Origin of the sequence: Rhizobium sp. CB3171 (assembly GCF_029714265.1) — a bacterium.
Lineage (GTDB): Bacteria > Pseudomonadota > Alphaproteobacteria > Rhizobiales > Rhizobiaceae > Rhizobium.
This window is the reverse complement of the sequence record NZ_CP121652.1, coordinates 2683461-2696497: the sequence shown is the minus strand read 5'-3', so window position 1 is coordinate 2696497 and position 13037 is coordinate 2683461. Positions and strand designations below refer to the sequence as shown.

Annotated in this window: 15 protein-coding genes and 1 tRNA gene; 6 read left to right on the top strand and 10 right to left on the bottom strand. The window is 59.1% G+C overall.

The features are described from left to right. Positions 1 to 73: 73 nt before the first annotated feature. Positions 74 to 382, top strand: a complete 309-nt coding sequence (locus QA648_RS13160) for a hypothetical protein (RefSeq protein ID WP_283047382.1) — start codon at positions 74 to 76, stop codon at positions 380 to 382. 97 nt (positions 383 to 479) lie between these two features. On the opposite strand, the gene QA648_RS13155 is transcribed toward QA648_RS13160, so the two are convergent. The 4 genes from QA648_RS13155 to cpdR1 all read right to left on the bottom strand — a co-directional run bounded on the left by QA648_RS13155 (position 480) and on the right by cpdR1 (position 1659). Beyond that, positions 480 to 695, bottom strand: a complete 216-nt coding sequence (locus QA648_RS13155; RefSeq protein WP_104824270.1) for a hypothetical protein — start codon at positions 693 to 695, stop codon at positions 480 to 482. 34 nt (positions 696 to 729) lie between these two features. Further along, positions 730 to 945 (bottom strand): hypothetical protein, encoded by a 216-nt coding sequence (locus QA648_RS13150; RefSeq protein WP_283051331.1) that lies wholly within the window; start codon positions 943 to 945, stop codon positions 730 to 732. A 192-nt stretch (positions 946 to 1137) separates the two neighbouring features. Beyond that, positions 1138 to 1212: transfer RNA gene (locus QA648_RS13145), tRNA-Val, on the bottom strand. Positions 1213 to 1296: 84 nt separating this feature from the next. Then, positions 1297 to 1659 carry a response regulator CpdR1 gene (gene cpdR1 / locus QA648_RS13140; protein WP_004117561.1) on the bottom strand — a complete coding sequence of 121 codons (363 nt, stop codon included), beginning with the start codon at positions 1657 to 1659 and terminating at the stop codon, positions 1297 to 1299. Between the two features lie 288 nt (positions 1660 to 1947). Between cpdR1 and QA648_RS13135 the strand changes: the two genes are divergently transcribed. Next, positions 1948 to 2832 carry an N-formylglutamate amidohydrolase gene (locus QA648_RS13135; RefSeq protein WP_104825205.1) on the top strand — a complete coding sequence of 295 codons (885 nt, stop codon included), beginning with the start codon at positions 1948 to 1950 and terminating at the stop codon, positions 2830 to 2832. 551 nt (positions 2833 to 3383) lie between these two features. Further along, entirely contained in the window at positions 3384 to 4157 is a 774-nt protein-coding gene (gene hisN, locus QA648_RS13130) for a histidinol-phosphatase (protein ID WP_104824268.1), read from the top strand. A gap of 193 nt (positions 4158 to 4350) precedes the next feature. Here hisN and QA648_RS13125 read toward each other — a convergent pair whose 3' ends face one another. Both QA648_RS13125 and QA648_RS13120 read right to left on the bottom strand, forming a co-directional pair. After that, entirely contained in the window at positions 4351 to 5688 is a 1338-nt protein-coding gene (locus QA648_RS13125) for an ISNCY family transposase (protein ID WP_283046984.1), read from the bottom strand. Positions 5689 to 5859: 171 nt separating this feature from the next. After that, the gene (locus QA648_RS13120; RefSeq protein ID WP_283051330.1) at positions 5860 to 6834 is read right to left on the bottom strand and encodes an alpha/beta hydrolase; all 975 of its coding nucleotides are present in this window, start codon (positions 6832 to 6834) and stop codon (positions 5860 to 5862) included. A gap of 192 nt (positions 6835 to 7026) precedes the next feature. On the opposite strand from QA648_RS13120, the gene QA648_RS13115 reads away from it, so the two are divergent. Then, positions 7027 to 7761, top strand: a complete 735-nt coding sequence (locus QA648_RS13115) for an SDR family oxidoreductase (RefSeq protein WP_283047378.1) — start codon at positions 7027 to 7029, stop codon at positions 7759 to 7761. On the opposite strand, the gene QA648_RS13110 is transcribed toward QA648_RS13115, so the two are convergent. The 3 genes from QA648_RS13110 to QA648_RS13100 form a co-directional block, all read right to left on the bottom strand. Continuing rightward, entirely contained in the window at positions 7712 to 8650 is a 939-nt protein-coding gene (locus tag QA648_RS13110; protein WP_283047377.1) for a LysR family transcriptional regulator, read from the bottom strand. The two genes, QA648_RS13115 and QA648_RS13110, sit on opposite strands and share 50 nt — an antisense overlap. A gap of 147 nt (positions 8651 to 8797) precedes the next feature. Beyond that, positions 8798 to 9865, bottom strand: a complete 1068-nt coding sequence (locus QA648_RS13105) for a cyclic nucleotide-gated ion channel (protein ID WP_283047375.1) — start codon at positions 9863 to 9865, stop codon at positions 8798 to 8800. A gap of 130 nt (positions 9866 to 9995) precedes the next feature. After that, positions 9996 to 10475 (bottom strand): Lrp/AsnC family transcriptional regulator, encoded by a 480-nt coding sequence (locus QA648_RS13100; protein ID WP_283047373.1) that lies wholly within the window; start codon positions 10473 to 10475, stop codon positions 9996 to 9998. A gap of 133 nt (positions 10476 to 10608) precedes the next feature. Here QA648_RS13100 and QA648_RS13095 point away from each other — a divergent pair, with 133 nt between their 5' ends. Then, positions 10609 to 11025 carry a DUF2000 domain-containing protein gene (locus QA648_RS13095; protein ID WP_283047371.1) on the top strand — a complete coding sequence of 139 codons (417 nt, stop codon included), beginning with the start codon at positions 10609 to 10611 and terminating at the stop codon, positions 11023 to 11025. 353 nt (positions 11026 to 11378) lie between these two features. Next, the gene (locus QA648_RS13090) at positions 11379 to 11843 is read left to right on the top strand and encodes an Hsp20 family protein (protein WP_104824263.1); all 465 of its coding nucleotides are present in this window, start codon (positions 11379 to 11381) and stop codon (positions 11841 to 11843) included. Positions 11844 to 11950: 107 nt separating this feature from the next. Here the strand turns inward: QA648_RS13090 and QA648_RS13085 are convergent, their stop codons facing one another. Further along, a complete protein-coding gene (locus QA648_RS13085) occupies positions 11951 to 12985 on the bottom strand; it encodes a bile acid:sodium symporter family protein (RefSeq protein WP_283047370.1) in 1035 nt (344 codons plus the stop codon). Positions 12986 to 13037: the final 52 nt, after the last annotated feature.

Sequence of the window (13037 nt, the reverse complement as noted above, 5' to 3'; positions counted from 1 at the left end):
TCAACGAAAAGACGATTATCCTCAACCCTCGCGATCGAGAATTCGATGCGCCATGAGCGAGAGGTCAAAGCAAATGAGAATGATGTTAGCGTTAGGGGCCATATTAAGCCTCGCTTGCGTCTCTGCAGGCGAAGCACCCTCGAACTACCAGTCATATCAGGGCATTCGCGCCGATAGCGATCCCGTGCTTCTAGCGCGATATGACAGGGCTCTGCACTATTGCGAACCGGAAGCCTATTCCTGGTATCGGGGCTCCCCCGATCCCAACAGCAGCATGTACATCCTGGCATTGAGAAGTTGTTTGTATCGGCACAGCTTTATAGACCGCGGCGCCTACGCCTATCCGAACACGGCGGTATTCCAGCATTTCCTGGATCGCTAAACGGTCAGGATTTGTTTTCGCACGCAGGAGCGCCTTTCCCTCATCGGGAGGGCGCTTTTTCATGGATGCGTCTTTGTTTCTCGCGCTGCGATCGACGTCAGGCGCCCAAAATCGCATTAATCTCAGCGATCAGCGTTGCGTAGGTTTCGATATGCCGCTGGTATTCCGCCCTGATCTCGTCGGTTATTTCCTTCAGCGGCCCATCACCTTCCTGACGGAAGTGACGTATATCCTTATCCTCCAGCGAGCGAAGCTGCTCTTCGTGCTCCTCGATTTTGCGCTCATAGTTGTTTCGAAGCTTGGTGAGATCCATTGCATCCTCCATAAGTCATGCTGATGCAGCTAAATCAATCGTGCCCGCGCCCGCGGTACTTCGTCGGAATGCCTGCCGTCTCATGGCATTGCGCCAGGGTTTCAAGCCATGCTGCCAAGCCTTCGGGCACTTCAGCGTTTCCAGCCTCCATCGCTTCCACCCAAGACAAGTCGCATTGCAGAGCGCTCGCCAGGTTGAGCGGCGTCCAGCGGATATGCAGAAGGCTTTCGGTGAACCGGGCTGGGGTCATAGCAGACATCCATTCTATTCTGTTCAGAGGGTGACACGACCAATCAGCAAGTCAAGCGCTCTCCAAGGTCAAGCATAGCAGCGGAATGCGCGCTTCTGGTGGCAGATCTCTGAACGCTATTGAGGTGCGATGTACCTTGGGGCCTTTATGCGAAAAGGGCTCAGCGATTTCTCGCTAAGCCCTTGAAAAGGATGGTGGGCGTGACAAGGATCGAACTTGTGACCCCTACGATGTCAACGTAGTGCTCTCCCGCTGAGCTACACGCCCATCCGATGGCGGCGCATAGATCACAAAACCTTGGTAGCCGTCAATAGGCTTTTTTTCGGTTTTGTGACGTTGCCGCCGGAAGCCTTAGGCGGCAAGGAGTTTGTTGACTTCGTCGACCAGCTCGCGCAGGTGGAAAGGCTTGGAAAGTACCTTGGCATCCTTCGGCGCTTTCGAATCGGGGTTCAGCGCGACAGCGGCGAAGCCGGTGATGAACATCACCTTCAGATCCGGATCGAGCTCGGTGGCGCGGCGCGCCAGTTCGATGCCATCCATCTCCGGCATGACAATGTCGGTAAGCAGCAGCGAAAAGGGCTCCTCGCGCAGCCGGTCGTAGGCGCTTGCTCCATTGTCAAAGGACAAGACCTTGTAGCCGGCCTTTTCCAGCGCCTTCACAAGGAACCGACGCATGTCGTTGTCATCTTCGGCAAGGAGTATCTTCTGGGTCATCATCTGTTCGCTAATCAACTTCTGTCTTGTTGGACTTGTCCAGCGTCCAACTTAGTCGTTGGCCGTAAACAAGCGGTGAATGATCGGGTCAGGACAAAGCCATTCGCGTTCGTCCGTTGCAGCATAATCGCCTCCCAAGACCGCTTCGCTGTCTTAAGGATCGTGCTTTCGGGCATTTCCGTAGCGGCCCTTTGTATAAGGCCATTTTGCTTAAGTTAGTATGGACTTGCGGGCGAGCAACTGGCAACATGGATGCTGCGACAAGTTGTTGACATGGTAAAGACGTTGATGTCCGCAGAAATGCGTAATTTCGAGATTTTTGAGGTATCGGAGCCCGTCTCTCAGACAATTCCCTTTGTCTACAGCTCGCCCCATAGCGGCCGCATCTATCCACCGGATTTTATCGCCCAGTCCCGCCTGCAGGGCATCGCCATTCGCCGCTCGGAAGATCATTATGTCGATGAGCTGTTTTCGGCGGCAAGCGCTCTCGGCGCGCCGCTGCTGCTCGCCAATTTCCCGCGCGCCTATATAGATGTCAACCGCGAGCCCTATGAGCTCGACCCGCGTATGTTCGACGGCGTGTTGCCGCCCTATGCCAACATCAATTCGCTGCGAGTCGCCGGCGGTCTCGGCACCATTCCGCGCATCGTTGCCGAAAACATGGAAATCTACGCCCGCCGGGTGCCGGTCGAGGATGCGCTGAGGCGCATCGATACGATCTACAAGCCTTACCATGCGACGCTGCGCCGGTTGATTGCCCGCACCCATGTCAAATTCGGCTTCGGCGTTCTGGTCGACTGCCATTCCATGCCGGGCAATATCCGCATCGCCGGCAGCAATGTGCGACCCGATTTCATCCTTGGCGACCGCTACGGAACGAGCGCCTCGGCGGACCTGTCGCGCGCCGCCATGCAGATTCTCGACGAGCTCGGCTTTAATGCCGTGCGCAACAAGCCCTATGCCGGCGGCTTCATCACCGAGCATTATGGCCGCCCCTCCCGTGGACTTCATGCCCTGCAGATCGAGGTTAACCGCTCACTCTACGTCGATGAAACGACGCTGGAGAAACGGTCGGATTTTGGTGCCGTCGCCGCAGCCATCACCCTGTTCATGAAGCGCATGGCCGAGCATGTGGAATCCTACGCAGGCGATCCGGCGCTGGCGGCGGAGTAGGGGGTATCTCGCCCCTTGCGGGCGAGAAAGCAAAATCAGCATTTAGCTTTAGCTAAGTGCTGATTTTGCAAGAGAGGGGGTAGGTCAGGGCGCGCTTAGTCTCTGAATAGAGTCAGCAAGAAACGGACCCCCGCTCTGGCAATTTCAATGGCTTAGAAATTGCGCTAGGCTGTTGAATATGCAGCGCGTCCGGTATCGCAATTCCTAAACCAATGAAATTGCTTTCTCGCCCGCCAAGGCTGAGATCGAGCGCATCTGCCGCGCCATTCCCATGAAACAAATAGGCCGGACAAAAAAGAACCGCGCTTGTGGCGCGGCTAAGTCTAGGGAGGAAACACCCAAGGAGGGTATTTACAGTCAGAAGACTGTAAGGGGATATTGCTGTTGCATTGCACAAATGTCAAGCAGATTATTGCGGTGCAAAATATTTAGGCAATCGCTGGATTTCTGCCTGATCTCCGGGCAATCCGCCTCTCGCAACGGCATTTGGTTTGCTTCGCCGCGTTTATGCGCTATGACTTCGCCCGTCCCGTCATTTATCCGGATCGACCATGCTTCCTGATCGTGCCTTCTTCTATCGTCTGGCCGAGGCGGCCAAGGCTGAGACCCTGCCGCGCTTTCGCGCCGGCGTCGACGTGGTTAACAAGGAGGCTCAGGGGTTCGACCCGGTAACCGAGGGCGACCGCGCCGCCGAAGTGGCGATTCGCACCTTGATCGAGGCGGAGTTTCCCGACCACGGCATCCTGGGCGAAGAGCACGGCGATGTCGGTCTGGATAGGGAACATGTCTGGGTGATCGATCCGATCGATGGTACCCGGGCCTTCATTTCCGGTGTGCCTGTCTGGGGGACGCTGATCGGCCTGCAGAAAAACGGACGCGCCGTCATGGGCATGATCGACCAGCCGTTTACGGGCGAGCGCTATTTCGCCGACGGCAACGGCTCGACCTATTCCGGCCCGGAAGGCGAAAGGCGGCTGCTGGTTCGTGATTGCGGCAGCCTGTCGAATGCCATTCTCTTCACCACTTCGCCGCATCTTTTCGTCGGCAAGGAGTTGGCAAAATATCGCGAGATTGAGAGCCAGGTGCGCCTGTTCCGCTACGGCACGGATTGCTATGCCTATGCGCTGCTCGCCGCCGGTCACGTCGATCTCGTCATCGAAAATTCGCTGAAGCCCTACGATGTCGGCGGCATTATCCCCGTCATCGAGCAGGCGGGCGGCATCATCACCACCTGGGACGGCGGTCGGCCGGAAAAGGGCGGCACGATCATCGCCGCCGGCAGCCGCGCGGTCTATGATCAGGCAATGGCGATCCTGTCGCGCTAGCTAGTTTCCGTCCACAAACATACGTATTTCGGCGCGTTTACAAGGGCTTGTGCTTGGAGGAGAGAGTAGTTTAGGGCGACCGACAGGATCATGGGCGCTTGTTGTTGGACAGTATACAGTTGGCGGCGCTGAGGCGTACGCCATGAAGGCCGGCATTGGTAGCGACGGCGTAATTCCAAAAGCTAGTCGGAGTTCAGGTCGGTTTGAGGCGGGTGAAGAGGACGAGGTTGTAAGCCACAACGGAGGACCAGACGTAGGTCTTGAAGTGGTCAAGGCCCCGCCAGGTGCAGCGTGCCAAGCCGTAGGCACGCTTGAGGCATGATATTCCGGCTTCGATACCGGCGCGGAAGTTGCGCAGCTTGCGATAGACCCAATTGCTTCTGACCATGTCCTCGACCTTGAGGCCAGCTTTTTTGTGGAATGCCATGTCGCGAACGCCCCAGGTCTTGGCTGTGGCCAGGTTGCCGCGACTGGCAAAGCCGCCGTCGGCCGCCGCCTGCCGCGGCGCGTGTCCATAGACGGCGATGTGGCGCTCCAGCATTGGCAGCAGCCGCTCGCTGTCGGGCGGATTACCCGCCTCGATCACGAGATCGAGGATCATGCCGCTTCTGCCGGTGGTCAGGTTGAGCTTGTGGCCGTATTCGGTCTCGCGGCTACCTTTGACGATGATATCGGCATGGGGTTCGAACAGGCTTACCAGCTTCTCGCCCGCCGGCAGCTTCTCTCCCGCCAGTACTCGCCGCTCGCTCTGTTTGATGATGCGTTCGATCAGCGGTCGATAGCGGCAAACCTGGGCCTGCCAGAGTTGGACGAGCGGATTGCTCGCCACGCCCAGTCGCTCGGTTGCCTGCTTCAGATATGCCAAGGTCGCGCGGGCGATCGCGATCAGCTCACGGTAGAGCCGGGCCCGATTGGGCTGACCGCGTGTGAACTGGATTTTGCGGGCACGCTTCTTGGCCGCGCGGCAATGATCGCGCCATGCCAGGCCGGCGCCGACCAAGGTATCTGCCTTCTTCAGCAGGCGCACCATGACCCGCACGGCATCCCACAGCAGGCTGCTGTCGCTCGGTTCGTGTATGAGTGCTGAGGTCACTGTACTGTCCAGCCGCACGACCGTGCCGTCCTCCAGCTTCGCCTGCCGAGCGCTCGACAGCAGCGCCCGATTGATCGCTTCCCAGGTCTCGGGTCGGATCGCGCTGATCGTCTTTTGCAGCACTGACTTTTGCGGGCTCCATGACCACGGCAGACGCGCAAAGGCCCGAAACGATGCGGAGTCCTCGAGATGGAACGCCAGTTCCTGGTAGCTCAGCTGCCGGTATTGCTTGAGCAATGCGCAACGCAGCACTGCCTCGGCCGGCAGCCCTTGCCGTCCGGTGGGCTTGACACCGTGCCGACCCAGATCCCGACCCACCAAGCCAAACAGATCGTGATGCTCGTCCAGCCACTGCGACATCGCCTTCAGTTCGTGGCCGATCTCGTGCGTAGCGAAAACATCGAATATACTGGCTTGGACGGTGCGTTCTTGGCGCATTGTCGGCTCCGGCGGTTGCAGATTGTGCTTCGGAATCAGTGGCATGAGCCCAAAGTATACCTGAAACCGCCGGGCCTTACCCGCGCAAAATTCAGATTCACGTAATAATATCAATAAGTTGTCGTTTGTGGACGGAAACTAGCTATACGTTTTCGGGTTCGCGATCCCGCTCTAAATCCCCACTCCCGCCATATCCGTATTCGCCTCGGCATCGCTGCCGGGGATGAAGGCGTTGATGGCGGCGAGGGCGGCGTTGCGATAGACGTCCCGCTCCTGAAGAATCTCGTGTTTGGCGCCGTGAATAGGCACGAGCTGCGCTGCGCGGAAATAGCGCGACAATCGTTCCTGGTCGGCATAGGGCACGACGCCGTCGCGGGTCGGCGCGATCAACACGGTCGGAATGGTGATGGAAAAGAGATGTTCGGGCGTGTTGACGCGATCGATCGCGCGGAATGCTTCCAGCAGCCAGCGCGCCGTCGGCGGTCCCAAGGTGAGCTGCGGGTAGGCCGTTGCGATGGCGATATTGCGCCGATAACGCCGCTCGTCCGTCGTCAATGGATTTTCCGGAAATGGCTTTTCCTTGATAGTTTTGCTGAACTGCATCCGGCCAAGACCAAGAGCGCAGACCATGCCGGAGAGAGAGCGGATGAGGCCGGGCGAGACGCCGTGGCCGGTGAGGCCAACGAAGGGTGCCGACAGCACCATGCGCTCGATCCGGGTCGCAAGCCGCGGCGCCGCCGACAGTGCGATCAGTCCACCGGTCGAGTGCGCCAGCAGGAAGAACGGCAGGCGCGTATCCGGCAGCACGATCTTGTCGAGGAAGGCGGTCAGGTCACGCTCATAGTCCGAGAAGCGTCTGACATGTCCGCGCAGCGGGTCCTTCAACAGCCGCTCGGAGCCGCCTTGGCCGCGCAGATCGAAGGTTGCGACCCAGAGACCCTTTTTGGTCAAGTCGCGGATCGTTTCGAAATATTTCTCGATGAACTCGTTGCGACCCTGCATCAGCACCACGGTGCCCTTGGCGACCGGCTGCTCGCAGCGGAAGACGACGTAGCGCAGCTTTCGCCCGTCAAATGACTCGAAGAACCCTTCGGTGCGGTTTTCCGGCACCGGATTGTCTGGAGTGGAATAGAGGATCGAATCCATGACGATGTCGCGCCCCGCTGAAGGGATGTCCTCCTCAAGGGGATAACGCAGGTGTAGGGAATTGCAACTGCTTTGTTGGCGGCGATATCCCTCCATCGGCGTCTCCGATAGCACTATCGTTTTTCTCCGTTTCCCCTCCTTGCGCGTCTCTGCGAGTTCTCGGCCGTGGTCATCCGTATGGGAATGAAAGACATGGCAATTGCTGAAATCGTGAATTCAAGAATTCTTATTGTTGGCGGCAGCTCTGGAATGGGCTTGGCGCTGGCGAAACGCTCGCTCGCCATCGGTGCCGAGGTCATCATCGTTGGGCGGAACGCGGACAAACTGAAGCGCACCGGCGCGGAATTCCAAAATCCGGCACTTTCCACGATCGCGACCGATATCACGCAGGAAGGCCAGGTTGCCGATCTATTCGAGCGGGTCGGTCGGCTCGACCATATCGTGAGCACAGCCGCCGATATCGAAGGTGCTTATGAGCTGCTGCCCTCGCTGGATCTCAAAGCTGCGCAAAAGGTTGTGGAAAGCAAATTCTACGGACCGCTATTGCTGGCGAAATATGGCGCGCCAGCACTCTCTCCAACGGGCTCCATCACCTTCACATCCGGTATCGCGGCCTATCGTCCATCGGCGCGAGGGTCGGTTGTTGCCGCAGTCAATGCGGGCTTGGAAGGGCTGGTCCGGGCGCTCGCAGTCGAGTTGGCGCCAATCCGTGTGAATGCGGTTTCGCCCGGCTGGGTCGACACACCCATCTGGACGCTCGTTGCCGGCGACAAGAAGGACGAGACGCTGAACGCCATGGCAAAACGGCTGCCGGTTGGGCGCGTAGGACAACCGGAAGATATCGCCGACGCCATCAGTTTCCTGATGGGCAATGCTTTCACAACGGGGACGATACTGCATGTCGAGGGCGGGCACCGGTTGGTTTAGCGGGTGCGAAACCGTTGCTTTCGGCTGCCAGCAACAATTTCAAGGCTGGGGGCTGAACACGCCTGCGCCGCCAAATCATCACAAGCGACGCTGTCCGGGTTGGGCTGGGCCAGGGCAGCTCGTTGATTTCGCCGCGATCGAGGGCGTCGGCGACCGCAAGCCGCGGAACCAGGCTCATCCCTGTACCGGCTGCCACGAGCCGGGCAATTGTACCGATGCTGCCGACTTCGGCGGCGAGTTTCGGTGCCGCTATCCCAGCCTCGTCGAAAGCCTTGTCGAAGAGGTGTCGATAGATGCAACCGGGCTCGGTTGCGACGAAGCTCGTAGAAGCAAGCGCAGCCAAATCGCCTCCTTTCGATAAGGATTCCTGCCCAGGAGGCGCAATAAGAACCAATGGCTCCGCAGATATCATCCGCTTCGCCAGGCGTTCATCGAGACCGTCCTTGTCAAAACAGAAGGCGACATCGATCTCGCCGTCTTCGACCTTTCGCAATAGATCGCTGCTGCCAGCAACTTTCAGCCGCAGGTTGATGGCAGGATGATTGCTCTGAAAAGCCGCCAGCCATTGCGGAAGCTTCACGGAAGCAATCGTCTCCAGTGCGCCGATCGTCACCGTTCCCGCGGTGCGCCCCGAGGCTGCTTCGACGGCCGCGCGCGCCTCGTCCGCCATCATCAGAGTTTCTTCGGCATAGGGTCTCAGTGCTTCGCCCGCTGCCGTGAGTTCCAAGCCCGATCTCAACCGAATAAAGAGCTTAGTGCCCAGTTCGGTTTCGAGCGACTGGATTTGATCGCTCACGCTCGATTGCGCGAGATTCACCTCCTCGGCCGCACGAGTGAAATTCCGATTTCGGGCAACCGCCAGGAATGTCTTGAGTAGTCTCGGATGCATTGAGCCGTGCCGAAGTGGGATCAGAACAAGCGTCACCAAATGAGGAGGCAGCGCCGAGGCGACGCAACGATATCGATTTTGTCACCGCCAACAGATTACGAAACGGTCGTATAGAAGGTCAACGGGGCCGAGCCATCGGCGTCGCCCTCAAGTCTTCGGTGTCGTACCGCGGCGCTCGAGTGCTGTTTTGCGAATGATGTCGGCGATCTCTGGGCTGCTGCTGGACAGCATCTGGAAGTCGGCGGAATAGAGCGAGAGGAGCGAGACTTCGGTGACTGCGCTGACGGTTGCCGAGCGGGGTTCGCCGCTGATCAGCGCCATCTCGCCGAAGAAGCTGCCGGAGCCGAGCTCCACCGGATGTGGTGTCGCGACGCTGACGCGGCCTTCGACGATGAAAAACATCTGATCGCCCGTGTCGCCCTTGCGGCAGATTGCGGTGCCCGCCGGTACGACGCGCGGCCTCAGCGCCCGTACGATCTCGATCAGTGCGGCAGAACCAAGTTTTTGGAACAGCGGCACAGCCGCAACCAACTGCCAATTGCGCACGAAGTCCTGGCGGCGGACTTCTTCGTAGAAACCGGTGGCGAGGATGCCGGCCCATAGGGCAAAGATGCCGATGCCGCTCATCATGACCAGCCCGGCGAGAACGCGACCGGCGAAGCTTTGCGGAATCTCGTCGCCGTAGCCGGTGGTCGATAAGGTCACTACCGCCCACCACATCGCCAGGGGTATGCTGCCGAACTTGTCGGGCTGGACATCGCGCTCGATGACATAGGCTGCGAGTGCCGCGCCGAATAGAACAATGCCGAAGATCGAAGTGACGCCGATCAGGTTGGGCGCCTCTTTAGTGAGGACCCTGCCCAATAGTCGGAAGAAGTTCGAGCCGCGCAGGGGTTTCAGCAGCCAGATGGCACAATAGAGGCTTTGGTCGCGGCCGCCGACGAACAGGAACGCAGCCATGGGGATGAGAACGGCGAGCACATCGACGACTATTTCCGGCCCCTTGTCGCGAACTTTTTTTGTCCGGCGCACGATCAGCGTTTCGATCAATTGCAGGACATAGGCAGCCCAGATGCCGGCAAGCAGGACTTCCAGAATGAGCCTAGTCTGTCCGGGGATGTCCGGCATCGTGAGCGCAGCCACGGTCACGAGACCGATTGCAGCAAGCAGCGCGCTCAGCGGCTCAGAAATCTTCGAGAAAGGGAGTGCCGACATTCAACAACCTCCCCGACCGGCCTGCCACTCACCTAAGCATAGGATGCCTTCGGCCCAAACGTAAAGGGCTGTCGAGGCATGCGCAGCAGCCAAGTGTTGACCAGTGAACGAGCAAATTCGTCTTGGGCCGTTATCGCTGCCCGACACCCAGCGGAAACCCCTTGAAAGGCTTGATTTCCTTGAGCACGAACGTCGTCTGCATTTCCTTGATACGGGGCAATCGGCGAACGGCCGCCATCGCGAAATCCGCGTAGCTGTCGAGGTCCGCTGCAACGACCTGCAGCAGGAAATCCGAGTCACCGGCGATGCTGTAGCACGCCACGACTTCGCTCAGCTTCAGGACGTCGCGCGAGAATTCCTCGGCTTCGGCCTCGCTGTGGCTGTCGATCTTCACCTTGATGAAAGCCAGGACGCCGAGGCCGATCTGGCGCCTGTCGAGGCTTGCCGTATAGCCCTGGATGACCCCTGTTTCTTCCAATTGACGCACACGCCGCCAGCATGGGGAGGTGGAGAGCCCGACTTCGGACGAAAGTGCCTGATTGGTCAGGCGTCCGTCCTTTTGGAGTGCTTCGAGGATTCTCAGGTCGATCGGTTCAAGTGCAGAGGGCATATGTCGCCTTGTTTTTGGTCAAAATGGGGTAGAGCCTACCATATATGATCAAATATCCGCAATAAAAGGTAAGAATCTCCGCGACTCCCAGGATATCCTTGTTGGGGAGATCCACATCAGCAACAGGCTTCCCATGCTTCCCGATATCCGCCTCGCCATCGTCATCAATCCGGATCTGCCGCTTGGGCTGATCGCCAATACCGCCAGCGCCATCGCGATCGGGCTGGGGGCGCGATTTCCTACGCTTGCGGCGCAGCAATTGATCGATAGCGAAGGGCGGGCCATCGACATCAGTTCGAACATGCCGGTTCCAATGCTGCAGGCGGATGCCGACACCATCCGGTCGCTGCTGCTGAAGGCTTTGCCGCCGCAGGGCGAACGGGCGGTCGTCGCCTTTCCGGCCTTTGCACGCTCGCTGCACGATTACAGGGAGTATGAGGCAACGTTTCCCGTCCGCGACCTCCAGATGGAAGCGATCGACGGTCTGGGGATAGCGGGTCCATCGAAATGGGTGAAATCGCTGACGGGCTCGCTGAAGCTGTTGCGCTGACGGAAGGAAAGAAAAGGGCCGGCTTGCGGAGATAGAGAGATCCGCGTCGCCGGCCTAGCAAGGACTGAAGAAGAAGGGACGATACACTTCAGTCATCGGACAGTGAATGTATCCGATGGTTCCATTGGTAGTCCCGCCAGCCTGAACGGGTGCCGAACCGGCCGTTCATCTGCGGTTCACGCCGCGTTATGTCTGAAATTCGGGAGATGTCCTCAGGGGTCTTGAACTCCCGAAAAGCGATCACCATCTCCATTCTGCGGGTGCCAAAAGGGCTCGCATAACCGTCCCGAGACCGCCCAGAGCGGGGTCATGGGGCACAACCGAATCGCAATCGTCGCTCACAGGAGGACACCATGCGTCACGTAGACTTCTCTCCCCTTTATCGTTCCACCGTCGGTTTCGACCGCCTCTTCACCATGCTCGACAGCCTTGCGCAGCCGGATCAGGCCCAGACCTATCCGCCCTACAACATCGAGCGTACCGGTGAGAACACCTATCGCATCACCATGGCCGTTGCCGGTTTCGATGAAAAGGAACTGAGCATCGAGGCTCATGCCCATGTTCTCCAGGTCAAGGGTGAAAAGAGCGAGGAGCCGGCTGAGGCCAGCGAATATCTCTATCGCGGTATCGCCAAGCGCGCCTTCGAGCGCCGCTTCCAGCTCGCTGATCATGTCGAGGTCCAGGCGGCTTCGCTGAAGAATGGTCTGCTGCACATCGATCTATTGCGCAACATTCCGGAAGCAATGAAGCCCCGCCGTATCTCCATCGCCGCCGAGCCGGTCGAGACCCCGAAGGCAATCGAGGCCCGTATCAACTAACGGCCTTCAACCAATAGCCCAAAGACCGATCCTCCCAAGGTCATAAAAACAAGGCGGCGTTCCGTTGGAGCGCCGCCTTTTGTATTTCATCGTGGCTGGAATGGCTCTCACGCGGCGTTCGGGGCTCCGTTCGCCTTGGAGGCCACGCCCGCCTTGGCTTCGGCCTTGGCCGCTTCTCGCCTCTTGGCGGCATCCGCATATTTTTGGGCGATGACGGCGCAGGCCATCAACTGGATTTGGTGAAACAGCATCAGTGGCAGGACGATGGCGCCGATGCCCTGGCCGGCGAAGATGACGTTGGCCATCGGAACGCCGCTCGCAAGCGATTTTTTCGAACCGCAGAAGGTGATGGTGATCTCGTCGGCGCGGGAGAAGCCGAGCGCGCGACTGCCGAACATGGTGATGCAGAGCACCAGCGCCAGAAGCACGATGTTGGCGACGATGACTGTAGCGATATCGACGAGCGAGAAGGTATGCCACAGGCCTTCGACGACGGCCTCGCTGAAGGCCGAATAGACGACCATCAGGATCGAGCCACGGTCGACCGGCATCAGGATCGTCTTCTTCGAGCGTATCCAATTGCCGATCCAGGGCTGCAGGACCTGGCCGGCGATGAAGGGCGCGAGCAGTTGCAGCATGATCTGCTCCAGCACGTCCCAGGAGAATCCACCGCCATGGCCGCCGACGGAGAAGAGCACGCCGACGAGCAGGGGCGTCAGGAACATGCCGAAAATATTGGAGGCCGACGCGGCGCAGATCGCGGCCGGCACATTGCCGCCGGCAATCGAGGTGAAGGCGATCGAGGACTGCACCGTTGAGGGCAGCACGCTGAGGAACAGGATGCCGGTGTAAAGCGCTTGCGGCAGAAGGGCCGGTACCAGCACGCCCATGGCGAGAGCCAGGAGCGGGAAAATGCCGAAGGTGGTCAGCAGGATGACCAGGTGCAGCCGCCAATGCAGCAGGCCGGCAATGACCACATCCCGCGACAGGCGCGCACCGTGCAGGAAGAACAGCAGGCCGATGGCAAAATTGGTGGCGGTGCCGAAGTAGTTGGCGCTCGTCCCCTGCACGGGGAAGAAGGATGCCGTCAGCACGGTGAGCACGAGCAGCATGGTGAAGGTGTCTGGAAGAAAGCGGCGCATGATGCCAACCCCGATTTGCAATTCCGTAAGATTAGTTCTAGCACATAGACCT

What these genes read in the sequence shown, in the direction of transcription:
- QA648_RS13125 (WP_283046984.1), bottom strand. Translation starts at nt 5,688, where the DNA reads ATGCGCCAAGAACGCACCGTCCAAGCCAGTATATTCGATGTTTTCGCT.
- QA648_RS13150 (WP_283051331.1), bottom strand. Translation starts at nt 945, where the DNA reads ATGACCCCAGCCCGGTTCACCGAAAGCCTTCTGCATATCCGCTGGACG.
- QA648_RS13160 (WP_283047382.1), top strand. Translation starts at nt 74, where the DNA reads ATGAGAATGATGTTAGCGTTAGGGGCCATATTAAGCCTCGCTTGCGTC.
- cpdR1 (WP_004117561.1), bottom strand. Translation starts at nt 1,659, where the DNA reads ATGACCCAGAAGATACTCCTTGCCGAAGATGACAACGACATGCGTCGG.
- hisN (WP_104824268.1), top strand. Translation starts at nt 3,384, where the DNA reads ATGCTTCCTGATCGTGCCTTCTTCTATCGTCTGGCCGAGGCGGCCAAG.
- QA648_RS13090 (WP_104824263.1), top strand. Translation starts at nt 11,379, where the DNA reads ATGCGTCACGTAGACTTCTCTCCCCTTTATCGTTCCACCGTCGGTTTC.
- QA648_RS13115 (WP_283047378.1), top strand. Translation starts at nt 7,027, where the DNA reads ATGGCAATTGCTGAAATCGTGAATTCAAGAATTCTTATTGTTGGCGGC.
- QA648_RS13095 (WP_283047371.1), top strand. Translation starts at nt 10,609, where the DNA reads ATGCTTCCCGATATCCGCCTCGCCATCGTCATCAATCCGGATCTGCCG.
- QA648_RS13100 (WP_283047373.1), bottom strand. Translation starts at nt 10,475, where the DNA reads ATGCCCTCTGCACTTGAACCGATCGACCTGAGAATCCTCGAAGCACTC.
- QA648_RS13085 (WP_283047370.1), bottom strand. Translation starts at nt 12,985, where the DNA reads ATGCGCCGCTTTCTTCCAGACACCTTCACCATGCTGCTCGTGCTCACC.
- QA648_RS13105 (WP_283047375.1), bottom strand. Translation starts at nt 9,865, where the DNA reads ATGTCGGCACTCCCTTTCTCGAAGATTTCTGAGCCGCTGAGCGCGCTG.
- QA648_RS13155 (WP_104824270.1), bottom strand. Translation starts at nt 695, where the DNA reads ATGGATCTCACCAAGCTTCGAAACAACTATGAGCGCAAAATCGAGGAG.
- QA648_RS13120 (WP_283051330.1), bottom strand. Translation starts at nt 6,834, where the DNA reads ATGGATTCGATCCTCTATTCCACTCCAGACAATCCGGTGCCGGAAAAC.
- QA648_RS13135 (WP_104825205.1), top strand. Translation starts at nt 1,948, where the DNA reads ATGTCCGCAGAAATGCGTAATTTCGAGATTTTTGAGGTATCGGAGCCC.
- QA648_RS13110 (WP_283047377.1), bottom strand. Translation starts at nt 8,650, where the DNA reads ATGCATCCGAGACTACTCAAGACATTCCTGGCGGTTGCCCGAAATCGG.